Source organism: Paraburkholderia sp. Ac-20347, from assembly GCF_017104805.1.
Taxonomy (GTDB): domain Bacteria; phylum Pseudomonadota; class Gammaproteobacteria; order Burkholderiales; family Burkholderiaceae; genus Paraburkholderia; species Paraburkholderia tropica.
Window position 1 is genome coordinate 14,031 of the sequence record NZ_JAAGPN010000002.1, and the last position, 24,134, is coordinate 38,164.

The 24,134-nt window shown below is 64.1% G+C and carries 20 protein-coding genes and 1 pseudogene; 10 read left to right on the plus strand and 11 right to left on the minus strand.

The genetic code is table 11. The annotated features are described in order from the left end of the window. The first annotated feature begins 4 nt into the window (after positions 1-4). From G3N97_RS00655 to G3N97_RS00665, 3 genes and pseudogenes are all read left to right on the plus strand, one after another. Positions 5-1,474, plus strand: a complete 1,470-nt coding sequence (locus G3N97_RS00655) for an NAD-dependent succinate-semialdehyde dehydrogenase (protein ID WP_205991414.1) — start codon at positions 5-7, stop codon at positions 1,472-1,474. A 118-nt stretch (positions 1,475-1,592) separates the two neighbouring features. Further along, entirely contained in the window at positions 1,593-2,585 is a 993-nt protein-coding gene (locus tag G3N97_RS40085; RefSeq protein ID WP_205991415.1) for a zinc-binding alcohol dehydrogenase, read from the plus strand. A 390-nt stretch (positions 2,586-2,975) separates the two neighbouring features. Next, positions 2,976-4,297: pseudogene (locus G3N97_RS00665) on the plus strand (IS5 family transposase). A gap of 347 nt (positions 4,298-4,644) precedes the next feature. On the opposite strand, the gene G3N97_RS00670 reads toward G3N97_RS00665, so the two are convergent. Continuing rightward, entirely contained in the window at positions 4,645-5,451 is an 807-nt protein-coding gene (locus tag G3N97_RS00670; RefSeq protein ID WP_205991416.1) for a ribonuclease activity regulator RraA, read from the minus strand. Between the two features lie 158 nt (positions 5,452-5,609). Between G3N97_RS00670 and G3N97_RS00675 the strand changes: the two genes are divergently transcribed. From G3N97_RS00675 to G3N97_RS00705, 7 genes are all read left to right on the plus strand, one after another. After that, positions 5,610-7,214: an IclR family transcriptional regulator C-terminal domain-containing protein gene (locus G3N97_RS00675; protein WP_205991417.1), complete on the plus strand. Its 1,605-nt coding sequence runs from the start codon at positions 5,610-5,612 to the stop codon at positions 7,212-7,214. A gap of 38 nt (positions 7,215-7,252) precedes the next feature. Next, a complete protein-coding gene (locus G3N97_RS00680; protein WP_205991418.1) occupies positions 7,253-8,167 on the plus strand; it encodes a hypothetical protein in 915 nt (304 codons plus the stop codon). A gap of 167 nt (positions 8,168-8,334) precedes the next feature. Continuing rightward, complete coding sequence (locus tag G3N97_RS00685) at positions 8,335-8,856, plus strand: nuclear transport factor 2 family protein (RefSeq protein ID WP_205991419.1); 522 nt, start codon at positions 8,335-8,337, stop codon at positions 8,854-8,856. Next, positions 8,853-10,325: an aldehyde dehydrogenase family protein gene (locus G3N97_RS00690; protein ID WP_205991420.1), complete on the plus strand. Its 1,473-nt coding sequence runs from the start codon at positions 8,853-8,855 to the stop codon at positions 10,323-10,325. The genes G3N97_RS00685 and G3N97_RS00690 overlap by 4 nt, the downstream gene beginning before the upstream one ends. Next, positions 10,286-10,615, plus strand: a complete 330-nt coding sequence (locus G3N97_RS00695) for a Dabb family protein (RefSeq protein WP_346777995.1) — start codon at positions 10,286-10,288, stop codon at positions 10,613-10,615. Before G3N97_RS00690 ends, G3N97_RS00695 begins: the two co-directional genes overlap by 40 nt. A 20-nt stretch (positions 10,616-10,635) precedes the next feature. Then, positions 10,636-11,436 (plus strand): NAD(P)-dependent oxidoreductase, encoded by an 801-nt coding sequence (locus G3N97_RS00700; RefSeq protein WP_205991421.1) that lies wholly within the window; start codon positions 10,636-10,638, stop codon positions 11,434-11,436. Beyond that, the gene (locus G3N97_RS00705) at positions 11,433-12,530 is read left to right on the plus strand and encodes a mandelate racemase/muconate lactonizing enzyme family protein (RefSeq protein ID WP_205991422.1); all 1,098 of its coding nucleotides are present in this window, start codon (positions 11,433-11,435) and stop codon (positions 12,528-12,530) included. The genes G3N97_RS00700 and G3N97_RS00705 overlap by 4 nt, the downstream gene beginning before the upstream one ends. Before the next feature lie 208 nt (positions 12,531-12,738). Here the strand turns inward: G3N97_RS00705 and G3N97_RS00710 are convergent, their stop codons facing one another. The 10 genes from G3N97_RS00710 to G3N97_RS00755 all read right to left on the minus strand — a co-directional run bounded on the left by G3N97_RS00710 (position 12,739) and on the right by G3N97_RS00755 (position 24,049). Beyond that, positions 12,739-13,644, minus strand: coding sequence for an alpha/beta hydrolase (locus tag G3N97_RS00710; protein ID WP_205991423.1), 906 nt, complete (start codon positions 13,642-13,644; stop codon positions 12,739-12,741). A 163-nt stretch (positions 13,645-13,807) separates the two neighbouring features. Further along, positions 13,808-15,085, minus strand: coding sequence for an MFS transporter (locus G3N97_RS00715; protein WP_205991424.1), 1,278 nt, complete (start codon positions 15,083-15,085; stop codon positions 13,808-13,810). Positions 15,086-15,234: 149 nt separating this feature from the next. Then, positions 15,235-16,398 (minus strand): porin, encoded by a 1,164-nt coding sequence (locus tag G3N97_RS00720; RefSeq protein ID WP_205991425.1) that lies wholly within the window; start codon positions 16,396-16,398, stop codon positions 15,235-15,237. Between the two features lie 258 nt (positions 16,399-16,656). Next, entirely contained in the window at positions 16,657-16,890 is a 234-nt protein-coding gene (locus G3N97_RS00725) for a hypothetical protein (protein WP_205991426.1), read from the minus strand. A 771-nt stretch (positions 16,891-17,661) separates the two neighbouring features. Then, entirely contained in the window at positions 17,662-18,741 is a 1,080-nt protein-coding gene (locus tag G3N97_RS00730) for a porin (protein ID WP_205991427.1), read from the minus strand. 174 nt (positions 18,742-18,915) lie between these two features. After that, positions 18,916-20,316, minus strand: coding sequence for an MFS transporter (locus G3N97_RS00735; protein WP_205991428.1), 1,401 nt, complete (start codon positions 20,314-20,316; stop codon positions 18,916-18,918). A gap of 63 nt (positions 20,317-20,379) precedes the next feature. Continuing rightward, a complete protein-coding gene (locus tag G3N97_RS00740) occupies positions 20,380-21,195 on the minus strand; it encodes an alpha/beta fold hydrolase (protein ID WP_205991429.1) in 816 nt (271 codons plus the stop codon). Positions 21,196-21,248: 53 nt separating this feature from the next. After that, positions 21,249-22,274, minus strand: coding sequence for an aldo/keto reductase (locus G3N97_RS00745; protein WP_205991430.1), 1,026 nt, complete (start codon positions 22,272-22,274; stop codon positions 21,249-21,251). Between the two features lie 25 nt (positions 22,275-22,299). Continuing rightward, entirely contained in the window at positions 22,300-22,782 is a 483-nt protein-coding gene (locus tag G3N97_RS00750; RefSeq protein ID WP_205991431.1) for an aromatic-ring-hydroxylating dioxygenase subunit beta, read from the minus strand. A gap of 4 nt (positions 22,783-22,786) precedes the next feature. Then, positions 22,787-24,049 carry an SRPBCC family protein gene (locus G3N97_RS00755; protein WP_205991432.1) on the minus strand — a complete coding sequence of 421 codons (1,263 nt, stop codon included), beginning with the start codon at positions 24,047-24,049 and terminating at the stop codon, positions 22,787-22,789. Positions 24,050-24,134 lie beyond the last annotated feature (85 nt).

Sequence of the window (24,134 nt, forward strand, 5' to 3'; positions counted from 1 at the left end):
CATCATGAGCCAACCTGTTCTCCTTCCACTCAAAGACCCGACGCTGCTGCGTCAGGCAATTCTCATCAACGGCGAGTGGGTTCAAGCCGATAGCGGCCAGACGCTCGAGGTCCGCAATCCTGCCAGCGGCGAGCTGGTCGCCCGCGTACCGAACGCCGGGGCGGCGGAAACCCAGCGCGCAATCGCCGCAGCGGAGTCGGCGATGCAGAGCTGGCGCAAGACGCTTCCGAAGCACCGAGCCAAGGTGCTGCGCACGCTCTACGACCTGATGTTCGAACACATCGATGACCTCGCGCTCATCATGACCGCCGAGCAGGGCAAGCCGCTCGCCGAAGCACGCGGCGAGATCCTGTATGCCGCCGGCTTCATCGAATGGTTTGCCGAAGAGGCCAAGCGAGTGTACGGCGACATCATTCCGCACAATATCGACGGCCGCCGCATTCTCGTGCAGAAGGCACCGATCGGCGTGTTTGCCGCGATCACGCCGTGGAACTTTCCATCAGCGATGATCACCCGTAAAGCTGGTCCCGGCTGGGCAGCGGGCTGTGCCGGTGTCATCAAGCCCGCCAGCCAGACGCCCTTGTCCGCGCTGGCGCTTGGTGTCCTCGCGGAGCGCGCGGGCCTTCCCCGTGGGGTCTGCAACATCGTGACCGGATCAGCGCGCGTCATCGGCGGCGAACTGACCTCAAACGAAAAGGTGCGCAAGCTGTCGTTCACCGGATCGACCGAGGTCGGCTCCCAACTGCTCGCACAATGCGCGCCGACGATCAAGAAGACCAGCATGGAACTGGGCGGTAACGCACCGTTCATTGTCTTCGACGATGCCGATCTCGACGCCGCGGTCAGGGGTGCCGTCGCCGCAAAATATCGGAATACCGGCCAGGCATGCATCGCAGCCAATCGGTTCCTCGTGCAGTCCAGCATCTACGATGCGTTCGCACAGCGCCTCGCCGCGGAAACGGGGCGCCTGAAGGTCGGCAACGGACTCGACGACGGCGTGATGCAGGGTCCGCTCATCAACGAGGAGGCCGTCCTCAAGGTCGAGGAGCACATTGCCGATGCCGTGTCGCGCGGTGCGAAGATTGCGGCTGGGGGGCGGCGTCATACACTCGGTGGCTCGTTCTTCGAGCCGACCGTGCTCACGGATGTACCGTGCGACGCGCAGATCTTCCACGATGAAACGTTCGGCCCGGTGGCTCCGCTGTTCCGGTTCGATACGGAAGAAGACGCCATCGCATTGGCCAACGATACGCCATTCGGTCTAGCCAGTTATGTTTACACTCGCGACGTGGGTCGCATCTTCCGGGTCACGGAAAGTCTCGAATTCGGGATGGTGGGCGTCAACGAAGGACTGATCTCCACGGAGGTCGCGCCCTTTGGCGGCATGAAGGCGTCGGGACTGGGCCGCGAAGGATCCAAATACGGCATCGACGAATACATCGAGATCAAATACGTCGCTTTGGGCGGCGTCTGATATCACGTAACACAATACAAGGCATGATTTAAACGGGCGCAGCCGGGCCTACGATATCGCCCCGTCAGGGCGGTACCATGCGCCGCGCCCGAACATGCCATATCCAGGAGAACGTAAGGTGAAGACAAAGTCCATTGTCTGGACTGCCCCGGGTAAGGTCGAGTTGCAGAACGTCGAAATCGGTCAGCCCGGTCACGGCGAAGTGCTCATCGAGAACGTCATCAGTACGGTGAGCCCGGGAACGGAGGCCGAATGGCTTTCCAGCGACGAGTCCCATCGGGTGCTCCAGACGACATTTCCGTTCGTCCCCGGGTACTCCCGGACGGGATATGTGGCGGCCGTGGGACAGGGCGTTGCAGACCTGAAACCCGGTGCTCGCGTCGTCTCGGGTTTCGATAATCAGGGACGCCCAATTGGCGCCCATGCTGCATACTCCCTGGCGCGCGCCGTAGACATCGATGTCATTCCGGATAACGTATCGTTCGAGCAGGCCGCCTTGTTCATCCTCGGCCAGACTGCGGCGATGATGGTAAAGCTCGCTGGTGTCGGACTGTCCGACTCCATCGGGATTGTCGGTCAAGGCCCGATCGGCAATCTGGCGGTCCAGTTTGCCCGGGCCTGTGGTGCATCGCCTGTCATCGCCCTCGACCTCGTCGAAGTGCGCCGCGAGGCAGCGATCTTGGCTGGGGCAACGGAAGTACTTGACCCCACCGATCAAACCGCCCTTGACGCATTCCTCGACCGGACAGGCGGACTGCCGAAGGTCATCGATCTGTCCGGCCACCCATCGGGAACAAATACCGCGCTGCGTCTCGCCGGGCCGCAGGCCACGGTGGTGTTTTCGACAGGATATGGCGGATTCATGAACCTGGACTATGACGCGATTTTCTCCAAAGGACTTTGCATCATTGGCGGCTACGTGAATGCCCAGCCGAAGCTGGCCCGCCAAAGTACGCAGACCTATCTTCGTCTGGCAGGAGAACGAACAGTCAATACCGAATATCTGCTGGACGCCCCATTCTCCCCAGAAGACGCCCCGGAAGTCTATCGCCGCGTCCTGGCGCAGGACAGAACGCTCAAAGCCCCCGTCTTTCGTTGGCGAGAAAACTGAATTCCGGATATCCAGGTTCCTGATGCAACATCGACTCAAGTCCACCTGATATCAGAATTGAAGGCTATCACCGTGGTAACTGCTGGAGGCCGATACCTCCGCCGCAATCGCGAGATTCAATGGCGCAAATAGATATCTACGCAGGTCACGCAAACCTCGCTAAATAACGAGTCCTCCCGGGAAGCGCAGCATAAGGCCGGACTAGTTGTTTTTCTTCCCGGAGACTCAAAACACGAAGGACAGATCGCTGAAGGGATCGACCTCCGTAGTCCATCCTGAACAATCCGTGGAGCCTTAAGCGGCGGGGGTTGCCGATAGAAATCGTGTTGTTGGAATTGCAGAGGCCTGGCATATTACTGCGTGAAGCCTGCCAATTCTGACGAGGTTCAGATGGGTCCAAAGGCACCTGTAGCGGAGAAGGACCTGTTCCGGCATCCGCTGCGAGAACAGGTCGAGCTCAAGCACCCGCTGGTACGCCTGGCCGAGCTGATCAACTGGGAACGGCTCGGCGCTTCGATGAGCGCGAGCTTTGTCTCGGCTAAAGGCAGACCAGCGACATCACGCGACTGATCGCTGGACTGCTGTATCTGCAGCACGCCTTCGACCTGTCCGACGAGGATGTCGTGTGGCAATGGGTGGAGAACCCTTACTGGCAGGTTTTTACGGGCGAGACGTATCTGCAGACCGAACCGCCGATCGATCCATCGAGTCTGACGCGGTGGCGCAAACGGCTAGGCGAAGCCGGCGTCGAGGAACTGCTCGCCGAGACGATCGAGGTGGCGAAGCGTGCCGGCGTGATCAAGGCGTCGAGCGCGAAGCGGATCATCGTCGATACAACTGTGATGCCAAAGGCGATTGCACATCCGACTGACTCGCGGCTGCTGGAGCGTTGTCGCGAACATCTGGTGAAGGCCGCCACGCGGCACGGCCTGAAACTGCGGCAGAACTACAACCGCGAGGCACCGCGCCTGGCCACGCAGATCGACCGCTACGCACATGCGAAGCAATACCGGCGGATCGGAAAGGCGCTGCGTACCCTGCGCTCGCGCGTGAGTCGGGTCATGCGCGATGTCGAGCGGCAACTCGGCGCGGTAGTTGACGGCAAACGGGCGGAGCTGCAGGAACTAATCGCCCGAACCAGACGGATCCTGACGCAGAAGACGAAGGACAAAAACAAGCTGTATGCGCTGCACACACCGGAAGTCGAGTGTCTGGCGAAAGGAAAGGCGCGAACGCCGTACGAATTCGGTGTGAAGGTTTCGATCACGACCACGCACCGTGAAGGACTGGTCGTAGGCGCGCGTTCGATGCCGGGCAATCCGTACGATGGTCATACCCTAGAAGAAGCGCTGGAGCAGGCGGCGATTCTCAGTGACGTCAAACCGGAAATCGCCACCGTCGATCGTGGCTGTCGGGGCGCCGAACCGGATGGCGTCAAGGTCTACCACCCCGGCCTGCGGCGCGGCATAACGCGAACGCTGCGCGCCATGATCCGCCGGCGCAGCGCGATCGAGCCAGCGATCGGTCATATGAAGGCAGATGGCAAACTCGACAGGAACTGGCTGAAGGGAACGCTGGACGATGCGATCAATGCCGTGCTTTGTGGCGCCGGCTACAACCTGCGCATGATTCTCAGGATGCTGCGGCGTTTTTACGTCCTTGTGCTCCTGTCGCTGTTAAACCGCTTCGCGGCTTCGGCATTGGCAGCGTGAGCCGGCCGACGCCGAAAACGAATTATTCAGACCGGACTCCTTAAGAAGGCGATCGACCGCAAAAGTTCAAGCTTCAGGTCCATCGGACTGAGGGTGCCCCCGCAGTCGGGCAATGCGTGAGCGCATTATCGTCGACCATACGGGCGACCCATACCCGCGAGAAGAGTACTACGTCTCCACGTCGCTGCCACTTCCCACCGGCGTGCTTCCCCGCTCGCCGTCACTACAAGAGTGCCGCTAACGAAGAAGATCACTAGCTTCCGACAAATGAGTGCAGCCGCGGCCGCGCTGAACTCACTGGGACGGGCGCATTGCCTTCCTCGCAAACGCCCGTCTCCCATGCATGCTCAAGTGCGCGTGATCTGCGGCAGTGGCTCAATCGGCGGGCGGCCCGATTTCACCCACGCTTCGTAGTCTGTGTACGCCTGCGGGCTCGGCGGGTACACCCCCCACAGTGCATCCCCGGACGCGATCCGCATCGCCAGATAGTGCTCGATATCGTCCTGCTTTTCACAGATGTCCGCCATCTCGACGGCAAGATGCGCAGGCACCACTGTCAGACCGTCCGCATCACCGACGATCACGTCGCCTGGATACACCGCCACACCCGCACAACCGATCGGCACCTGCAGATCGGCGACATGGTGATACGAAATGCGCGTAGTCGCCGTAACTTCACGCGCGTAAGCCGGTAATGCCATCTGTGCGATCTCGCTACCGTCGCGCAGCGCGCCGTCGGTGACGATCGCTCGCGCACCGCGCGCCAGCAGGCGTGTCACGAGAATATTGCCCGCTGACGCGGCACGCGGATCGTCACGACTGTCGATCACGAGCACATCGCCTTCGCAAACCTGTTCGATGCCCTGCCATTGCAGGTTGTCGCCGTTGGGCCGCGTCGTCATCGTGCCGTAGGTATCGATGTCTTCGCGTGCGGGAATGAAGCGCATCGTGAACGCGCGGCCCGCGAACGGCTTCACCTGATGATTGAGCGCGCGCAGCCCGACGAGAGCCGGCTGGCGAAAGCCACGCTTAAAGAGCTGCGTCGTCAGCGAACCACTGCTGACTTTCGCGAGGCGTGCGAGTGTCTCGTCGCTGACCTGAATGGCGCGATCGACTGCGTGGTCCAGGCCCTCCGCATAGGCGTGCAATGTCATCTGAAATCCTCATATCCGTCGTTTAGGTAGACTCCAGTCCCATATTCTGGAACTGGCGGAGCTCGACCGCTCCATTAACGACGATCCTACTGCTAAAGTTGCGAACGTCAGCTGCCCACAGACGGGCCGATCACCAGCGAATTCCAAAAGGTGGAAATATGACGGCAGGAGACGGAACCGCAGCGCTGGCAAAGGCCCTGACGGTGCTCGATATGGTCGGTGCAACGCCCCACGGGCTCACCAATGCAGACCTGCTCGCACGTGCAGGTCTGCCGAAAACCACGCTCTATCGCATCCTCGCGACGCTGATCGAACACGGCCTGCTGCGCCGCGATCCGACGCACCGCGTGTACCGGCTTGGATTCCGGTATCTGGAACTGGTGCGCAACTCGTACCTGATGCCAGACCTCGTCGCGGCCGCTGCACCCGAGTTGCGCACGCTGCGCGATCTCACGGGCGAAACCACGTATCTCGCGGCGCTCGACGGCAGCGACGTGATCTCACTCGAACGCTGCGACGGCGCGCATTCGCAGCGCTCGTCGGCAGCACTCGGCCGCAGCAAGCCGGTCTATTGCACGGGCCAGGGCAAGGCGATCCTGTCGTGCATGCCGCGCGACGACCGCGACACGCTGCTGCGCGGCGTCACGATGACGGCGCTCACGCCGCGCACGATCACCGACCGCCGGCGGCTGCAGGTGGAACTGCGCATCACGGCTGCGCGCGGTTACGCGATCGACGACGAGGAAATCGTGCTGGGCGTACGCTGCGTCGCGGCGCCGATCCTCGACCGCGAGGGCCGCGTGCGCGGTGCACTGAGCGTCGCGGGCCCCGCATGGCGGATGTCGCTCGCGCGGCTCGAACTGCTCGGGCCGGAACTGGTCGAAGCGGCGCGCCGGGTGGGCGCGCAACTGCAGACGGCGAGCCGCGGCAGCGACGCCGACGAGGTCGCGCCCGCCAGCACGTCATGGGCGTTTCATGGCGCGTTTCCCGTGTGGTGGCCGGCACGCGGCACGCTGTTCTGGGCGGACACGCTTGCACCAGCCGTGCGCGCATGCACGCATACCCCAGGCGACACCGGCAGCCACGACCGCATTGTCTGCCAGCTCGACGCGCCCATTACCGGGCTGCAGTTGCGGCCGGAAGGACTGCTGGTCGCGCAGGTCGGCCGTCATCTCGTACTCGGCGTTGACGATACCCTCACCACGTACGAAGGCACAAGCATCTGGAACGATCCGGACATCACGCTGCTCGGCATCGATCCGTCCGGCTATAGCTGGGCGTGGTTCAAACACGGCACACATGGGCAGCTCGGCTTCGTCAACGACGCACAGCGCTTCGAGGCCGTGTGGAAATTCAGCGAGACGATCGACTCGCTCACGTGGTCGGCCGATGGCACCGAAGCGTATGCCGCGGCCTCGTCGTCGGGCACGCTGTACATGCTGAAGCGTGGCTCGTCGAGCGTGCGCCGGTTCGCGTCGATGCCGCCCGGTTCGGGCCGGCTGTCGGCCGTTGCGCTCGACGACAGCGGTGGCATCTGGGCCGCGTTGCGCGACGGCTGGAGCCTGATGCGCTTCAGCGCCGACGGTGCGCTCGAGCGCATCGTCAGCCTGCCGGTCGCCGCGCCGACGGGCCTCGCGTTCGTCCCAGCCGACAGCGGACGCGCGACGCTTTATGTGACCAGCGACCGCAATCACCAGCCGATCGAATCGCTCGCCAGCGCACCGTTGTCGGGCCACCTGCTGCGCCTGCGGTTCGACGCCTGAGTGCCTGCTTCACCGCATCCATTCGCAGGAGCTTCCTGATGAACGACCTGTCGCGCGTCGTGCTCAGCAACGGCGCGCTCGAAGCCGAGATCGCACCGCATCTCGGCGCTCGCCTCTGCCGGTTCACGGCGGGCGGCAATCCCAGCTCGCGCACTAACGATTTAGAACTCGTCGTGCCACTACACGCGTGGGATGCCCCCGAACATGGCTGGCCGAAAGCCGGCGCCTACCCGCTGATTCCGTATTCGAACCGTATCGCCGACGCCCGTCTCTCGTTCGACGGAACGGAGCACGCACTTGAGCCTCACCCGCTCGATCCGCCAAACACGCTGCATGGCCATGCACAGCGCCGCGCGTGGCGCGTGCTCGCGAGCGATTCTTACCGCGCGGAACTGCTGCTCAGCGAGGCCGCGACGTCGCACTGGCCGTGGCCGTTCGACGCATGCATCACATTCACGCTGCGCGCGCGTGCGCTCGACGTGTCGTTCGAGTTGTCCAACACCGGCTCGCAACCGATGCCCGCTGGCCTCGGCTGGCATCCGTTTCTCGCCACCGACGCGCACACCTGCATCCACTTCGCCGCGCGCCGCCGCTGGGAACTCGATGAGCGCCTCCTGCCAACAGGAAGCAGCAGCGTCGCAGAACAGCCCTACATCCTGACGCCGCGAGACTGGCAAACCCACGACTGCGCGATCTATGCGAGCGAATGGAACGGCGCCGCCCGCATCGAACGACGCACGGGCACGCTGCACATGACAGCCGACGGCCCACTCACGCACCTCGTCGTGTACGCGCCGCGCGGCGGCGCGCTGTGCTGTGTGGAACCGGTCAGCCACCTCGCGAATGGCTTCAATCTCGCGGCGCGTGGCGTCGAAGGCACGGGCACCCATGTGCTGGCGCCGGGCGAGCGCTGGCAGGCGCGCGTCACGCTTGGCTGGGAACCGGCGCGATGACGGAGCCGGTTCCAGTATCTGGAAATGCACGGCTCGCGCGGGCTCCGGCAACGGCCCGTCTCAGCCCGCAGGCTCCTACACTGGCGCTCAGCGTTTCAACTGTCATTCATGCACCCGGCACCCGCACGGCCTGACCGCGCAGCTCACATCAGGAGGCAAGCGACCCCATGACCCCAACCGATTCGAACCGCGACACGCGCAACACCAGCGACGACACGCAGAGCCAGGCCGCCCGCTATGCCGCGCTGATCCGCCGTTACTTCGACGCCTGCAACGAAGCCGATTTCGACAAGCTGGTGTCGTGCTTCACGCCCGACGCGGTGCACTACTTCCCGGCCGGCCTGCCCGACATTCCGTGGCGCGGCGCCGAAACCATTGCACGCAAATGGCAATGGTGCGTGGCCGAACTGGGTTCGCAATGGACGATCGAGAAGATCCTCGTGTCGCACGATTCGGATGAAGCGGTGATCGAGTGGACGCACTGGAAGTCGAAGCCCGGCACCGCACTGCGCGGCGACGAGTGGTACGTGTTCGACCGTGAGACCTGCCGGATCAGGGAGATCCGCGCGTACTACGCGTCGCCGGCAGACCGTGGCGTGGCGATCAACGAGCTGGTCGACTTCGACTACGCCGCGCGCGGCTATCACCTCGACGCGAAAAGCAACGTCGCAGCGGAGCCGCAATCGTGAGCAATGCAACGTATCCCAACTCGCCCTCGCAGCAGCACGACGCGCCGCGCGCGTTTCCCGCCATCGATGCCGCTGTCGCGCGCGCAGCCGATGCGCAGGCGCACTACGGCACGGCACCGCACGCAACCCGTAGTGCGCTGCTGCGCGGCCTCGCCGCCGCGCTCGCAGCCGACGCCGCCGCACTCGTCGCGCTGGCCAACGACGAAACGTCGCTCGGCACGACGCGCCTGACCGGCGAACTAGTTCGCACCGCGTTCCAGTTGCGCGGGTTTGCGGAACGTGTCGAGGCGGGCGCCGCGGCGCACACTATCGACGATGCTGCTGTGCCAGGGGCACCGCCTGCGGGCCGTCCGCGTCTCACGCGCGTGCTCGCACCGCTCGGGCCGGTCGCGATGTTCTCGGCCAGCAATTTCCCGTTCGCGTTTTCTGTGCTGGGCGGCGACACGGCGTCCGCGCTCGCGGCCGGCTGCACCGTGGTCGTCAAACCGCACTCCGGGCATCCGCAGTTGTCGCACCGCGTGCATGCGCTGGCTGAACGCGTGTTGCGCGAACAGGGCCTGCCCGAAGGCGTGATCGCCTTTGTCGGCCAGGCCACGCGTGATGCCGCCACGTATCTGGTCGGTCACGCCGACATCAGCGCCGTCGCGTTTACTGGTTCGTATCAGGGCGGCGTCGCGCTGTGGCGTGCAGCGAACGCGCGCCCTCGCCCGATTCCGTTTTACGGCGAACTCGGCTCGATCAATCCGCTCGTCGTGCTGCCCGCAGCGCTCGCAGATGGCGTCGACGCACCGGCCACTGCGCTCGCTGCATCGATCGCGCTCGGCTGCGGCCAGTTCTGCACGAGCCCCGGCCTCATCGTGATCCGCGACGATGCCGAAGGTGAACGCTTCGCCGCTGCGCTCGCGCAGGCACTTAAAGCACAGAAACCGCACGCGATGCTCACGGCAGCCATGCGTCAGGGCTTCGAACACGCGTCCGCACGCATCGGCGCGCAACCAGGCATCCGCACGCGGCTCGCACCATCGTCCACCGACGGCGAAGCACCGGCACCGCGGCTCTACGAAACCGATGCAGCCAGCCTGATCGCCAACCCCGTGCTGCGCGAAGAGATGTTCGGCCCCGCCGCGCTGCTCGTCAACGTGCGCGACGCCGATGACACGCTGGCCGTGCTCGCCGCGGTCGAAGGCTCGCTGACCGTCACGCTGTGGGGCGCCGACACCGATACGCCCGAGCATCGCGCGCTCGCCGCCGCTGCGCAGCGGATCGCCGGACGCGTGCTGTTCGGCGGCCTGCCGACCGGCGTCGCCGTGTGCGACGCGCAGCAGCACGGCGGCCCGTGGCCTGCATCGACGCAGCCGCAGACCACCTCGGTCGGCTACACGGCAATCGAGCGCTTCCTGCGCCCCGTCGCATTGCAGGACGCACCGCAGTGGGCCATCGCCGCGAACACCGGGGGGATCGTGTCATGATGCAGCATGTCGTGATGTTTCGACGCCTGCCGCAGGTCGCGGAAGATGCGCTGCGCGAAGCTGCGCTCGTCGAGCGGATGCGCAATCTCGATCGCGAGATCGACTTCATTCGCGGCTGGCGCGTATCCGCCAACGAACTCGCCCGGCCGATCTGCTGGGACTATCTGCTCGAAGCCAGTTTCGACGATGCCGCCGCAGTGGAACGGTACCTGCCGCATCCTGCGCATCAGGCGCTGATTGCCGACCTGAAGACTTACTTCGAGTGGGTCGCCTGCGACTACACGCGATGACAACCGAACCCGTTTCAACGATGAAGACCCTTCTTGTGACCGGCGCGGCCGGCGGCGTCGCGACCCGCGTGCGCCCGTGGCTGCGCGAACACTACCGCCTGCGCCTGCTCGACCGGCGCGAACCCGCCGGTCTCGCGGCCAGTGAAACAGCCCTGGTGGGCGACATCACCGACCGCGAGACGGTGCGCCGCGCCGCCGAAGGCGTGGACGGCATCCTGCATCTGGCCTGCGCGTACAGCTTCGACATCGACTTCGAAGCGACGCTCGATGCCAACTATCGCGCGCAGCTCTATCTGCTCGACGCGTGCCGTGAATACGGCATCGGCCGCTTCGTGTTCGCGAGCAGCCATCACGTGCTTGGCCAGCATCGTGTGGATGGCTTCGCCGGCGATGCCGCGCCTGTCGCGCCCGATGGTTTCTACGCGCTCAGCAAGGTGTTCGGCGAAGGCGCCTGCGCGCTCTACGCGCATCGTCATGGCATCAAGGCGCTGTCGATCCGCATCGGCAACGCTGACGATCAGGTGGCCGATGGCCGCCGCCTGCATATCTGGGTCAGCGGGCGCGACCTCGCGCAATTGATCCGGATCGGCTTCGAGCATCACGGCATCACGCACGACGTGGTGTATGGCGTGTCGCGCTGCCCAGATCCGTTCTTCGACAACGCGCGAGCGGTCGAACTCGGCTATCAGCCGCAGGATGCGGCGCTCGATCATCTTGCGCCCGGCTTCGTCGCACGCGAGGCGATGCCGGTGACGGCCGGCCCCGACTTCGTCGGCGGACCGTATGTGCCGCAACCGCTCATCGTGAGGTCGCCGCAATGAAGATCCGTTCCGTCGAAACACGCGTCGTCGAGATTCCGTTCGAGGACCGCAGCAAGGGCGTTGGCATCACACCGTCCGCGTGGAAGTCGCTCGAAACGGTGCTGATCCGCGTCGAGGACACCGATGGCAACATCGGTTGGGGCGAGGCATTCGGCTATTTCGTTGCCGATGCCGTGCGCAGTGTGGTGGATACCCGCGTGAAGCCGCTGATCGAAGGCGCGACGGTCGACTCCATTGCCGACTGGACCCGCCAGGCGCAACGGCTACTGCATATTTTCGGGCGTTACGGCATCACGCTGTTCGCGATCTCAGGCGTCGACATGGCGCTCTACGATCTCGCGGCGAAGCGCGCGAGGGTACCGCTGTGGAACCTGCTGGGCGGCGCGGAACCGGCCACGCTCACGACCTATGCGAGCCTCGTGCGTTACGGCGACGCGCAGGGCGCATCGGCAATCTGCGGGCGCGCGCTGCAGGAAGGCTTCACCGACATCAAGCTGCACGAGATCGACATGGACGTGATCGAAGCGGCACACGCGGAAGTGGCGGGCACCGCGCCGGTATCGGTCGACGTCAACTGCGCGTGGGACGATGCGCAAACGCGCGGATACCTGGAGCGGTTGAGCGCACTCGGCGGGATCTCGTGGCTCGAGGAACCGATCTTCCCGCCCGAAGACTTCGCACGGCTCGCGCGGTTGCGCGGGCACGGCGTGCCGATCGCGGCAGGCGAAAACTGGTGCACGGCCACGCAGTTCCGGCACGCGATCGACGCCGGCGCGGTCGACTATCTGCAGCCGAGCGTCAGCAAGGTGGGCGGCATCACCGAGTTCGTCGAGATCATGGCGCTCGCGCGTGAAGCGAAGCTTGGCGTGCTGCCGCACAGCCCATACTTCGGTCCGGGCTTTCTTGCCACACTGCATCTCGCCACTGCGTATCGGGAGATGCTGCAGGTCGAGTACCTCTACGTCGACCCCGCGGCAGAACTGATCGGACTCACGCCGATCCGTGAGGGTCACCGGTTCCGCGTCACCGACGCACCGGGGATCGGGCTCGCGCCGGATGAGGCGGTCGTGTCGCGTTTCGTGCGAGCGCGTTGAGAAAGTTTATCGGGGTGGGCAGCGGCAACGACCGCCTCCCTCTCCTCTAAGCTGCTAACCTACTGACTCCCTGGCGCACCCAGGCGTTGACCCGCTGACCATTCGCGAGCGCGCGAACGCCCAACTCCGCGCGCTCCATAACCGCCGACAGCGCGGTCCGATGACGCAAAGGCTCGCATCGCTACACGCCAGCCGTCCGTCGCTAACGTCAACGCCGCTCCGCAGTGTCTTGTTCAAGCAAAAATGCTGCGAGCCGGTTGTAAGCCGCCGCAACTTCCGCGAGTTCAGGAACCCGCAACGCGGCATGCACGAGTCCCTCGCCGCGCCACAATTCCGTGTCGACTCCTGCCACCTGCAAACGCGCGGCATAGTCGATGCCCTGATCGCGCAACACGTCGTTCATCGCCACGAGCACCAGCGCGGGCGCAAGCCGCGACAGGTCTCCACCTGCGAGCGGCATCGCATGCGGATGACGCCAGTCGCCCGCCTCCGGCAGATAGAGCCGGAGGGATTCCGTGAGTCCCGCCGCGGACAACGTCGGCGCCTGCGCGAACTCGCGCATCGACGCACCGGTATCGTCCGCAGTCAACACCGCATACAGCAGCGCCTGGGCCTTCGGCTGCGCTCGTCCGTGATCACGCAATGCAATGCAGAGGGCCGCCGCCAGCGTGCCGCCAGCACTGTCACCTGCCACCGCGACGCGCGCCAGATCGAGGGGCAGACCCGCGTCCCCCAACCCGCGCCATACCGACAGACAGTCGTTGAGCGGCGCCGGAAAGCTCGCCTCCGGTGCGAGCCGATAGTCGACCGCGACGATCGCGAGATCGGCCCGCTCGAGCAGCGCATGGGCGAACCAGTCGTGCGTGGTATGGCTGCCCGCGGTCCAACCGCCGCCGTGCAGATACATGAGCACCGGCCAGCCTGCAGACGGCGCCGAACCCGCAGGACGATAACAACGCGTCATCACGCCGCCGATCCGCTGATCGGTGACCTGCAGCGTGCGTTCCGCCGGCCGCGTGAAATGCGCACATTGACGCGCAAAAGCGGCGCGCCGCGACGGCCAGTCATCGCTGGCGCTGCGAAACGCTGCCGCTGTGCGGATGAAGGCCTGCATGCCTTCGCTGAGGGCGAGTGACGAATCGTTCATTCGGTGGTGACCTCAAAGAAAAAAGCGCACGCCCCGAGAAGACGTGCGCTTGCAAATAAAAGACAGGAGTTGCGAGGAAGCTGACCCGAAAGGCAGCAAGTGAGGCGTTTTCTGCTTCGGTGCCCCCCTTTCAGGCGAGCGTCGGCTCTGTCAGACGATCGGAGCCATCCACGAAGCACGCGAGAATCAACGAACCGACAAGCCCCACTACACCCGCCAGCACGAACGCGCTGACGAAACTCCCTGTGGTCTGAACCAGCGCCCCGGTGATCGCTGGCCCGACGATGCCCGAGCAGTTCGCGAGACCATGCATGAAGCCGCTCGCGGTGCCGACCTGGCGGCGCGGCACGCTGTCCTGAATGATCGCCCAGTAAGCCGGCGCGGCGAGCATCAACAGCCCGATAGCGATCGTCATCACGCCCACTGCCGTATAGACCTCGTCAACCAGACCCGTCAACGCGATGCACGCTGCAGCGATCAGCAGCGACGTCACCAGCACGACCTTGCGAGAGAACATACGTCGCCCGGTCCGACGGTAGATCGTATCGACGAGGAAACCACCGGAGAAGAAGCCGATCGCCCCCGTGATCCACGGCAGCGAGCTGACGAGGCTCATGTCCTTGAGGCTGATCCCCTTCGCGTCGACGAGATAGCTCGGGAACCACGTGATGAAGAAAAACAGGATGTAGTTGTAGCAGAAGAGCGAAATGCCCGTGGTCAGCACGGCGCGCGTGCCGATCACTTCGCGGATCGACACCTTCTCGTGCGGTTCCGCCTCGACGGCTTCCTGGCCGGCTTCGATCTGCTCGAGTTCGGCGGCGCTCACACGCGGATGCAGCGCAGGCGTTTCCGTCGACAGCCAGCGCCACGCGATGGCCCACGTGAGCCCGAGCACAGCCATCACCAGGAACGACGCGCGCCAGCCAAACGCGAGCGCGAGTGAGCCCACCACCGGCCCGGCAAGCGCCCCGCCGAGCGGGCCGCCTGCCTGGTTCACGCCAGCCGCCGTGGCGCGTTCGTTGAGCGGAAACCACGTGTTCACCACCTTATTGGCGGTCGCCGAGTTCGGGCCTTCGCCCACGCCGAACGCGATCCGCAACACCAGCATCGACCAGAAACCCGACACGGCCGCGGTGAGCCCACACGCGATCGACCAGCCCGCCATCGACACCGTCAGCACGCGGCGCGCGCCGAACCGGTCCGAGAAATAACCGCCGAGGAAATTGAAGGCCGCGTAGCCGATCGAGAACGCGCCGAAGATCAAGCCCTTCTCGGCAGCGTTCAGATGGAAGTCGCGCGTGATGAACGGCATGGCGATCGACAGCGCCGAGCGGTCGATGTAGTTGATGACCATGGCGAGCAGCAGCATCACCAGGATGGTCGTTCGATATTGTCCGCGAAATTTCATCGCTGATTGTCTCCGCACATTGTCTTGACCGGCCTGCGTGCTTCGCGAAGGCCATGTTCGAAATCCTACCCGTCGCAACCGGTCACGGGGGCTGTGCTGGCTGCGTCCCCGGCGCGCCACTCCCAGCACATGGAACTGGCGCGCCGCGCTCAGAACTTGTGACGCAGGCCGATCACCGAGCCCACCTGCCGGTTCGACGACGACGCCGACAGCGCCCACAGCTGCGCGACCGCCGCATGCCCCGTCGAATCGCGTCCCGAAGCCTGCTGCGCCATCACCATCGCGTAGACGTCGGTGCGCTTCGACAGGAAGTAGTCGATCGACACGTCAGCCTCGTGATACGTGACGCGGCCGGCGTCGCCACCACCGACCGGCGCGCCGTGGATGTACTGGTACGACGCGCCGAGCTTCAGCGAAGGCGTGATCGAATAGCCGGCGGCGACTTCCGCCGTATTGAACGCGGCCGTGCCGCGATAACCGTTCGGGTCGAGCGAGGCCAGCGCGCCGAGCCCGCTGTAGCGCACGTTGGTGTAGGTCGCGGCCACGCTCAGTGGGCCAGCGCTGTAGCCGGCGGATGCGGCCAGCGTCTCAAGCGTGCGGGCCGAAGCATAATCCGAGAAGATCCGGTACGTCGACATGTTGCTTGCCGTCGTGCTCGAACCCGGGTTGTTGCCGTAGTACGAGAAGTTCGGGTCTTCCGCATTGAGGTAGGCGACACCGAAGAACAACGGCCCATGCGCATACGACGAACCGATCGACCACGCGCGGTTACGCTGGAAATTGCCGGCCACGCCGCCCGCGCTGAACACGCCGCCGAACTTGAAGCCGCCATAGCTGACGCTGGCGAACTTGACGGCGTTGTTGAGCCGGTAGTCGTTACCAAGGTTGTCGAACTCGCCCGGGTGATTGATCAGCAGCGCGGTGTTGGCACGCGCGGGCTCGACGTAGTCGACGATCGAATCGTACTGACGCCCGAGCGTCGTCGTGCCGTACGGCGTGCCGACGCCGACGTAAGCCTGGCGGCCGAACATCGCGTTGCCCTGCCCCATCGCGCCGGTCAGCGGGGAAAAACCGCTCTCCAGCCGGAACACGGCCTGATAGCCGCCACCGAGATCTTCCGCGCCCGCCAGCCCCCAACGGTTGCCCTGGAACCAGCCTGCTTCCATCGCATACTGGTGCGAGCCCTGGATGTTGTTGGTATAGATGAACCCGGTATCGATGATGCCGTACAAGGTGACACTGCTTTGCGCCTGCGCAGCAGCCGGCAGCATCAGGGCGAGCAGACTCAGAGGCACGATACGAGGGGGCTTCATCCAGGGTCTCCAGATCTTATATATGGATAACGAAGTAAATGGCGCGTCCTGCGGAAAGAATCGCTGCGGGGACTTCGTCCAGCAGATCACCGGTCGACGCACGGGTGCATGCTAAGGACGATTGGAAGGGTTGGGAATCCGGCGGCGGCGTGCGGACGTATTGCGAATTCCATGGCGTGGAACTGCGCCGCGCGGACGCCGCCGGAAGCAGGGAAAACGCCAAGGCCAAACGCTCGGGAAACGGGTTCTGCGAACCCTTCAGGCTGGCGGAAGAAGCCACCGGCATGCATGCTGGCGCTCGACCACCCTTAACAGATACGCCGTCCCCTGCCCTTTGGTCAGCGGAAACATCCTGAACTCGCGAGAAGGGATCGCAACTGGCGCGGCAAGCAGTTGCTGCAATGCACTCATCGTCTGCCCGTCCGGATCCCGGTCGATCGCGACATGCATCAGCCACGCGTCGAGCAGGCGGCCATAATCTCGCGACTTCATGGTCAGCCCACCCGTTGCCGTGCCTGAGTAAGTACGCCGCCCCCGATACCCGATCGCGGATCGACAGACGCCGGCGACGCGCTGCCTGCGCATCGCCGGGCGCTCTAGCAGTCACCGGTCGGTGCCATCGCCGAGTGTGTTCTCGCCAGCAGCGACGGCCTGGAGCCGGAGAAGCATGAGGCACGAGCAAGCGGTTTTCATCGGACACACAGGCGCAGTACCCGTTGCAAAAAAGGCGGCGTCTGAGGTTAATCCAACCTGTCCGTCAATAGGCAATAAAACCTGCCTAAACGTGAGAGGCGCATTTAGATGACGAGCGACGACGGCCTGCAGTGTCCTGGGTATAGCACACACAGCAGAGGGATTTCCACAGAACCGCCCGCCCAGGGTACGGTGCCCGTAACGCTTGTTCTAGACCGGCACGAGCGGGAATCCATCGGTTTGACGACGACGATCGGCGGTCATTGCGGCGGCCTCGTGCGAGACATGCTTCTCGCCGCCGCAGGTATCGCAACGGCGACACGCTGGCCAATTTTTCTGTCGAACGGCCACCTTTTAGCATAGCCGTCTCCTGGATCGGAAGGAACGGTGGGGTTGACCGGGGCCACCAGTCGTTTGGAGATCCGGATCTGCGACTCCACGGTCCGAGACCCATGGGTTGAGGTGAAAAACCTGACGATCAAATCGCCGATATCAACTATCCCGCAGATCGGCCGAGTTGCCACCTAAGAACTTGGCTGGTGCTTCACGATTGCGTTCGCAGTCCCGCTCTTAGAAGAAGTGATGCACGCCGATACGCAGTGCGAGTTGATTGGGACTGCTGGATGGTGCCAGAAGAGGCATCGCCGCATTCGCCGCACCCTCCGCATGCTGATACGTAATCTGCGCATACACTACCGTGGGCTTCGACAGCGAATACAGATCCCCGATGCCCAGTTCCGCATAGCGCGTCCCTGTCAGCCACGAAACGTAACCGCCGAGCGTGATCGTGTTCGCGGGTGTTGCGTGATAGTCGACGCCCGCCTCTGCGTTGCGCATGCGCCCCGATTGTGTACGCGATGCAAGATTCACCTGCGTCAGCACGCCATGTACATCGACGAGCGAGCTGAACCTGTATAACGCGGACAGTCCGAAGATGTCCTGCTTCGTCGCGAGAAAAACCGCCCCGTTGGCAAGCGATTGCCCGAGGAAAGCGCTTTCGCCGAGTCCGGAGACGAGCGGAATCGCGTGATTGCGCCAGCTGCTATAGACGAACGACGCCCGCAGCGGACCTTGCGTATAAACCACGTCCGTGCTCACCACACGGCCCGGCTGCGTGCTGCCGTCGGCAAAGCCGTACAGCGCACTCGCGCTCAGACCGTGAACGAGCGGCGTGGTGTATTTCACCGAGTTGTTGATTGAATCGCCGATGATGCCGAGGTTGTCCAGATTTGCCGGGTGAAAGAGATAGAACGTGAACTGATCCGCACCGTTCGAATTGACGCGTAGCGCATCGGCGGCAAGATCGAGCTGGCGCCCAAGCGTCAGCGCGCCATATCGCACGCTCGACAGTCCGACATAGGCGAAGTGGCCGAACGCCTCGCCCGCGATCGTCGACTGCCCCGTGTTCGACTTGAAGCCCTGCTGCAACGCGAAGATCGCGCTCATGTCGTTGCCAAGATCCTCGCGGCCGCGCAGGCCGAAGAAATCCGGCACCGCAATCGGTCCCGCGAACGCGCTATGGTTGCCCTGCGCGTTATTCGTCCAGGTGACGCCTTCGTCGATACTGCCGTACAACGTAACAGCGCTTTGAGCGTGCGCGCCGGACGTCAGCATGCAGGCCGCGAACACGGCCAGACAGAGCTTTTTCATGGTCGATGTCTCCAGTTTTATAGTTTTCGCCGTGATCCGACGTGCGAGCCACGAACGACGGATGCAAGCGCCCGCGACGCTCTCCTGTCCGCGCGCCGGTCGGTGCGGTTGGATGCGTTCGGTGGAAAGCGGCGGCGGACCGGCTTGTCCGCGCCACCTGTCAGAACGGACGCGCTACACGTCCTCGGGCAGGCGCTTGCCGTTGGTTTCCGGCAGGAACGGTGTCAGCGACAGGCCGAGCAGATAGATAAAGCCGACCGTCACGGCCGCGTGGCCGTAGCCGTCGAAACGCGAAATCAGCGTGCCCGCGACGAGCGGCCCGGACCATGCAAGCAGTCGCGGTACGTTGAAGCAGAACGCGATGGCCGTGCCGCGCATGCGTGTGGGGAACAGTTCGGGCAGCCAGGTCGGCATCCACGTGTACTGACCGAGGCTGAAGAACCCCGTCACCGCCGACACGACCAGCAGCAGCCCGATATCGTGCGTCCACATGAAAAGCACCGGCGTCATCGCAAACGCCATGCCGAAGAACAGGAAGGTGATGCGCTTGCGCCCGAACGCATCGGCCATGAAGCCCAGGCCGATATAGCCTGCGATCGCTCCGACGTTGTACGCCATGCCCGCGAAGCTCGCCCAGCGCGCCGCCGACAGACCCGTCTGCACCGCCACCGAACCGATGTACGGCGGTACCCACGTCGAGATGCCCCACCAGCCGAGCGTCGTCGTGAGCGACATCAGCACGGCGATGATCGTGCGCCTCCGCAACGCCGGCACCGAGAACAGGTCGACCAGCGTGAAGCGGCTGAGCTTCTGCTCGCGCTCGTCGAGCGCCACGCCGTCGCGTTGACGCGCACGTATTTCCTTGCGGCTCTCGTTGACGCGTTCCCAATGCTCGGACTCGGGCACGCCGCGACGCATCCACAGGGTCGCGAGGCCCGGCAGCACGCCCAGCAGATACATGTAGCGCCACGCATGTTCGCCCGTCTGGCTCATGAACAGCCACACCAGCGACGCCGCGAAGAAACCCATGCCGAGCCCACATTGCATGAGACCCGCACCCTTGCCGCGATGCTGGTCCGGCCAGAGTTCTGCGGTCATCGCCGTGCCGGTCGCCCATTCGGAGCCCATCGCCAGTCCGACGATGAAGCGCAGCGCCACGAACGACTCCCAGTTCCAGGCGAACGCGCTCAGTCCGGTCGTCAGCGAATACGCGAGGATGGCGAGCATCATCATCCGCTTGCGGCCGATATAGTCCGTCAGGATGCCGCCGAGTAGCCCGCCCACGCCCCAGCCAAGCAACGTGAGCGCGATAACAAGGCCCGCGTAGAAGGGTATCTGCGAATACATCGCCGGTTCGAGCAACTGCCGCAGCGCAATGCCGACTGTCAGAATCAGCGCGTAGGTTTCGTAACCGTCGAATAGCCAGCCGAGGTTGGAAGCGAACAGCGCATTCCACTGCTTGCGGTTGAGTGCGCGATACCACGGTTCCGATGCCGCCGCGCCGGTCGGCGCCTCGGCGATGCGCGGCGCGGCTTCGGGCGAGCCGGGGCCGGTACTGCCTGCGGGATGTCGCATCGAATGTCTCCTGTTTTTATATCGGCGCGTGGTCTTGTGCGATCCGCGCGCTCGGCTGTTCGCTCACGCCGCGAGTTTGCTCAGTTCGGCGATCACGATATCGGGGGTTTCCAGCGGCGTGAGATGCCGCGCGCCGGGAATCAGCGTCAGTGTCGAACCAACGATTCCTGCGTGCAGCGCTCGCGCCATCTCCGGCGGCGCGGCGTAATCCTCCTCGCCCACGACGATCGCGCATGGCGCGCGTACCTTCGCCAGCGACGCGCGGCCATCGAACGCGCCGAGCATCCGGCAGGTCGATGCAAACGCATGCACATCGTTGCGCAGAAACGTATTGACGCAACGCGCGACGACCTCCGGGTTTTGCGCACGGAACGCATCGCCGAACCAGCGCGTGATTTGAAACTCGACCAGAGGCAAGAGACCGCCCGCTTCCGCCTTCGCCGCGCGCTCTTCCCAGTTCTTCGGCGCGTTCTCGCCGTACCACGCCGTCGTGTCGATCAGCCCGACGCCTCGCGTGAGACGCGGCCACGTCGCCGCAAACTGCAGCGCGACGCATCCGCCCATCGACGCGCCCGCGATCACCACGTCGTCGAAGCGGAATGCGCCGACGAGTTCGTGCACGTCCTGCGCAAACTGCTCGACAGTGTACGGCCCGGCCGGCTTGTCCGATGCGCCGTGTCCGCGGCAATCGACTGTCATCACCAGCGCATCCCACGCCAGGCGCGCAGCCACCGGCTCCCAGAAGGCGCGATCCATGCCGAGCGAGTGCAGCAGCACGTAACGCCGTGCGCTCCTCGCATCCCCGCGCAGTGAATAGCCGATGCGCGCGCCGTCGCGCACGCGGATATGTCCGGATTCGGTGTCCTGCATGATGTCCATTGAACGGCTCCCCGTGTTGATCGATGAATCGAGAGATCGAGCGTCCGACGTCATCATTGATGCCCGATGACGGGATGCGGCTCGTAAGTCGCCTCGAGCATCGCGACTTCGTCCGCGCCGAGCGTGAGATCGCAGGCGGCGCAGGCATCGTCGAGATGCCTGGTCTTCGTTGCGCCGACCACGGGCGCAGTGACGCCCTTGTGCAGTAGCCACGCGTAGGCGAGCGTCGCGTTGCTCACGCCCTTTGCGCGCGCCAGTTCGCCGAGTTGCGCGAGCACGCGGCGGTCGGCGTCGCGGTGATAGTATTTCGACGCGACGTCGTCGGTGCGGCCACGGATCGTCGTATCGGCTTCTTTTGATCCCACATCACGATTGCCCGCGAGAAAGCCGCGCGCGAGCGGACTCCACGGCATCACGGCCACGCCCTGATCCAGGCACAGCGGAATCATTTCGCGCTCTTCCTCGCGGTACACGAGGTTGTAGTGGTTCTGCATGGCAACGAAGCGCGTCCAACCGTTCTCCTTCGCGATCTGCTGCGCCTTCGCGAATTGCCACGCGGCCATGCTGCTCGCGCCCAGATAGCGCACCTTGCCCGCCTTGACGATGTCGTGCAGCGCTTCCATCGTCTCTTCGAGCGGAGTGTCGTAATCGAAACGATGAATCTGATACAGATCGATGTGATCCATGCCGAGCCGCCGCAAGCTCTCGTTCACCGCCGTGAAAATGCGCTTGCGCGAAAGGCCATCGGCGTTGGGGCACTTCGGCGGCTTCGGACCGCCCGCCGCGCCGCCCTTGAAGGCCATCTCGACCGGATAGAACAGCTTGGTCGCGATCACGGCTTCATCGCGGTTGCAGAACTCGCGGACCAGCTTGCCGGTGAGCTCCTCGGAGACGCCTGCCGAATACATGTCGGCGGTATCGAAACAATTGATGCCGAGTTCCACGGCGCGGCGCACGATCGGCCGCGCATCGGTTTCGCCCAGCACCCACGGACGCCATTCCGGTGTGCCGTAAGACATCATCCCAAGTGCGATGCGCGACACTTTGAGGCCGCTTGCGCCCAGCTTCACGTAGTCCATGTCGGTCCTTTGACGAGTCGCGGCGTCAGATCGGATAGATGATCGAGTTGCGGATCCACTCGCTGTCGAACACGCACACGCGCGAGCGGAATTTCAGGCCGTCCGGCGTGCGCGCGATGCGGTCGATATAGCGCCCGAGATTGAACAGTTCCGAGAACGTGTCGCGCTTGGTGCGCATGACTACGTAGTTCGTCTCGACACGCAATTCGGTTTCGTCGGCCGCGACGATGCATGGCGCGGACACGATATGCCGCTGATAGTACGGATCGTGATAGAGCGTTTCCTTCACGCCGTACACGCGGTCGAGCAGCATGCCGCGCCCTTCGAGCCACATGATCGACAGCGGCAGTTTCGCGTCGTGGTTCTCGCGCGAGACGATCTTGTATTCGCAGTCGTCGGTGAAGAACGAAGGCCAGCGGTCGAATTCGCCCGCATCGACGCAGGCCGAATAGTCGGCGTGTAGCGTCATCACTTCGATGTAGTCGGATAGCGTTTGCGTCGGGGTCATCGCGTCAGATCTCCATCAGCTTGCGCCAGTACGCGTACATGCCGCGCAGCACGTTTTCGGTGATGGTGTGCGTCGAGCCGCTGCGGTCACGCCCGCCCTGCTCCGCGATCGTCACGCGCGCGCTGTCGCCCCGCTCGTACGATTCCTGACAGAATTCGAGCACTTCGCCGTCGTCCGCCGACACGTAGCCCGCCGGGCCGAACATGTTGGCCTGGCGCATACGGCGCTGTTCCATTTCGGGACCGTCGTCCTCGAAGCCGAAGTGCGTCCACACGAAATCGAACGCGCCGGTGCCGCGCGGAATGATCTGCCGCACCGACATGCTGTTCGACTGCTGCTGCACGATGAGGTTGGGAAACAGCGTGAGCATCACCACGGTCGGGCCGTTCCACCACGGCTCCGGCTTGATGTCGATGATCCGCTCGTCGTGCAGATGCATGTCCTCCTTGAAGCTGTGCAGCCCTTCGCTCACCGCGCCCTTGCCGGTGGCTTCGCGCGTGGACTCCATCGCGCCATGGCGGCCATGCTCGTCCATCACGATGCGCGACTTCTGATCACCGCGAATCAGGCCGAACATCAGGAACCACGTATGCAGCAGACCGACGTGATACGGGTCCTTGATGTTTTCCTGCATCAGTTTCCAGTTCCCGGGAATGCGCTGGCGCGCGTGGCCGTGGATCTTCAGTTTGCGGCCGTCGAAAGTGCGGTCGAAATACGGCAGGATTTCCGGTCCGAGATAGTCTTCCAGCGGTTCCACTTCATGCGAGAACGACGCGAAGATCACGCCGTGGCGCACCGCCACGCTCAGCTTGTTCAGACCGTGTTGAGCGGGATCGAAGTCCTTCGGCATGCCGCCGCGTACTTCGCCGTCCTTTTTCAGGCCGCGACGGAACGGCACGCCGGTGAGATTGCCCTTGAGGTCGTAGGTCCACTGGTGATACGGGCAGAGAAACTCCTTGCGATTGCCGGTGCGTTCACGGCAGAACGCCGCGCCGCGATGCGCGCAGATGTTCTCCACCGCGCTCACGCTGCCGTCCTCGTTGCGCGCGAGAATCACCGACCGCTCACCGACCCAGGTGCGCTTGAAATCGCCCGGATTGGGCAACTCGGCCTCGAGGCCGACGAAATTCCAGTGCTTGCCGTAAAAAATCAACTCCAGTTCGCGCTGATACACCGTCTCGTCGGTGTACACCCAGAACGGAATACGGCTGTACCCGTCGTCCTTCCACTTCGGCACGAACGACATCGGAACGGGTTCCATCTTCATGCGTCGTCTCCATGTTTGATCCGTCGGCACATGATGGAACAGCGCGCACGCACGACCAATAAACGCCGATCAATGGACGATATAA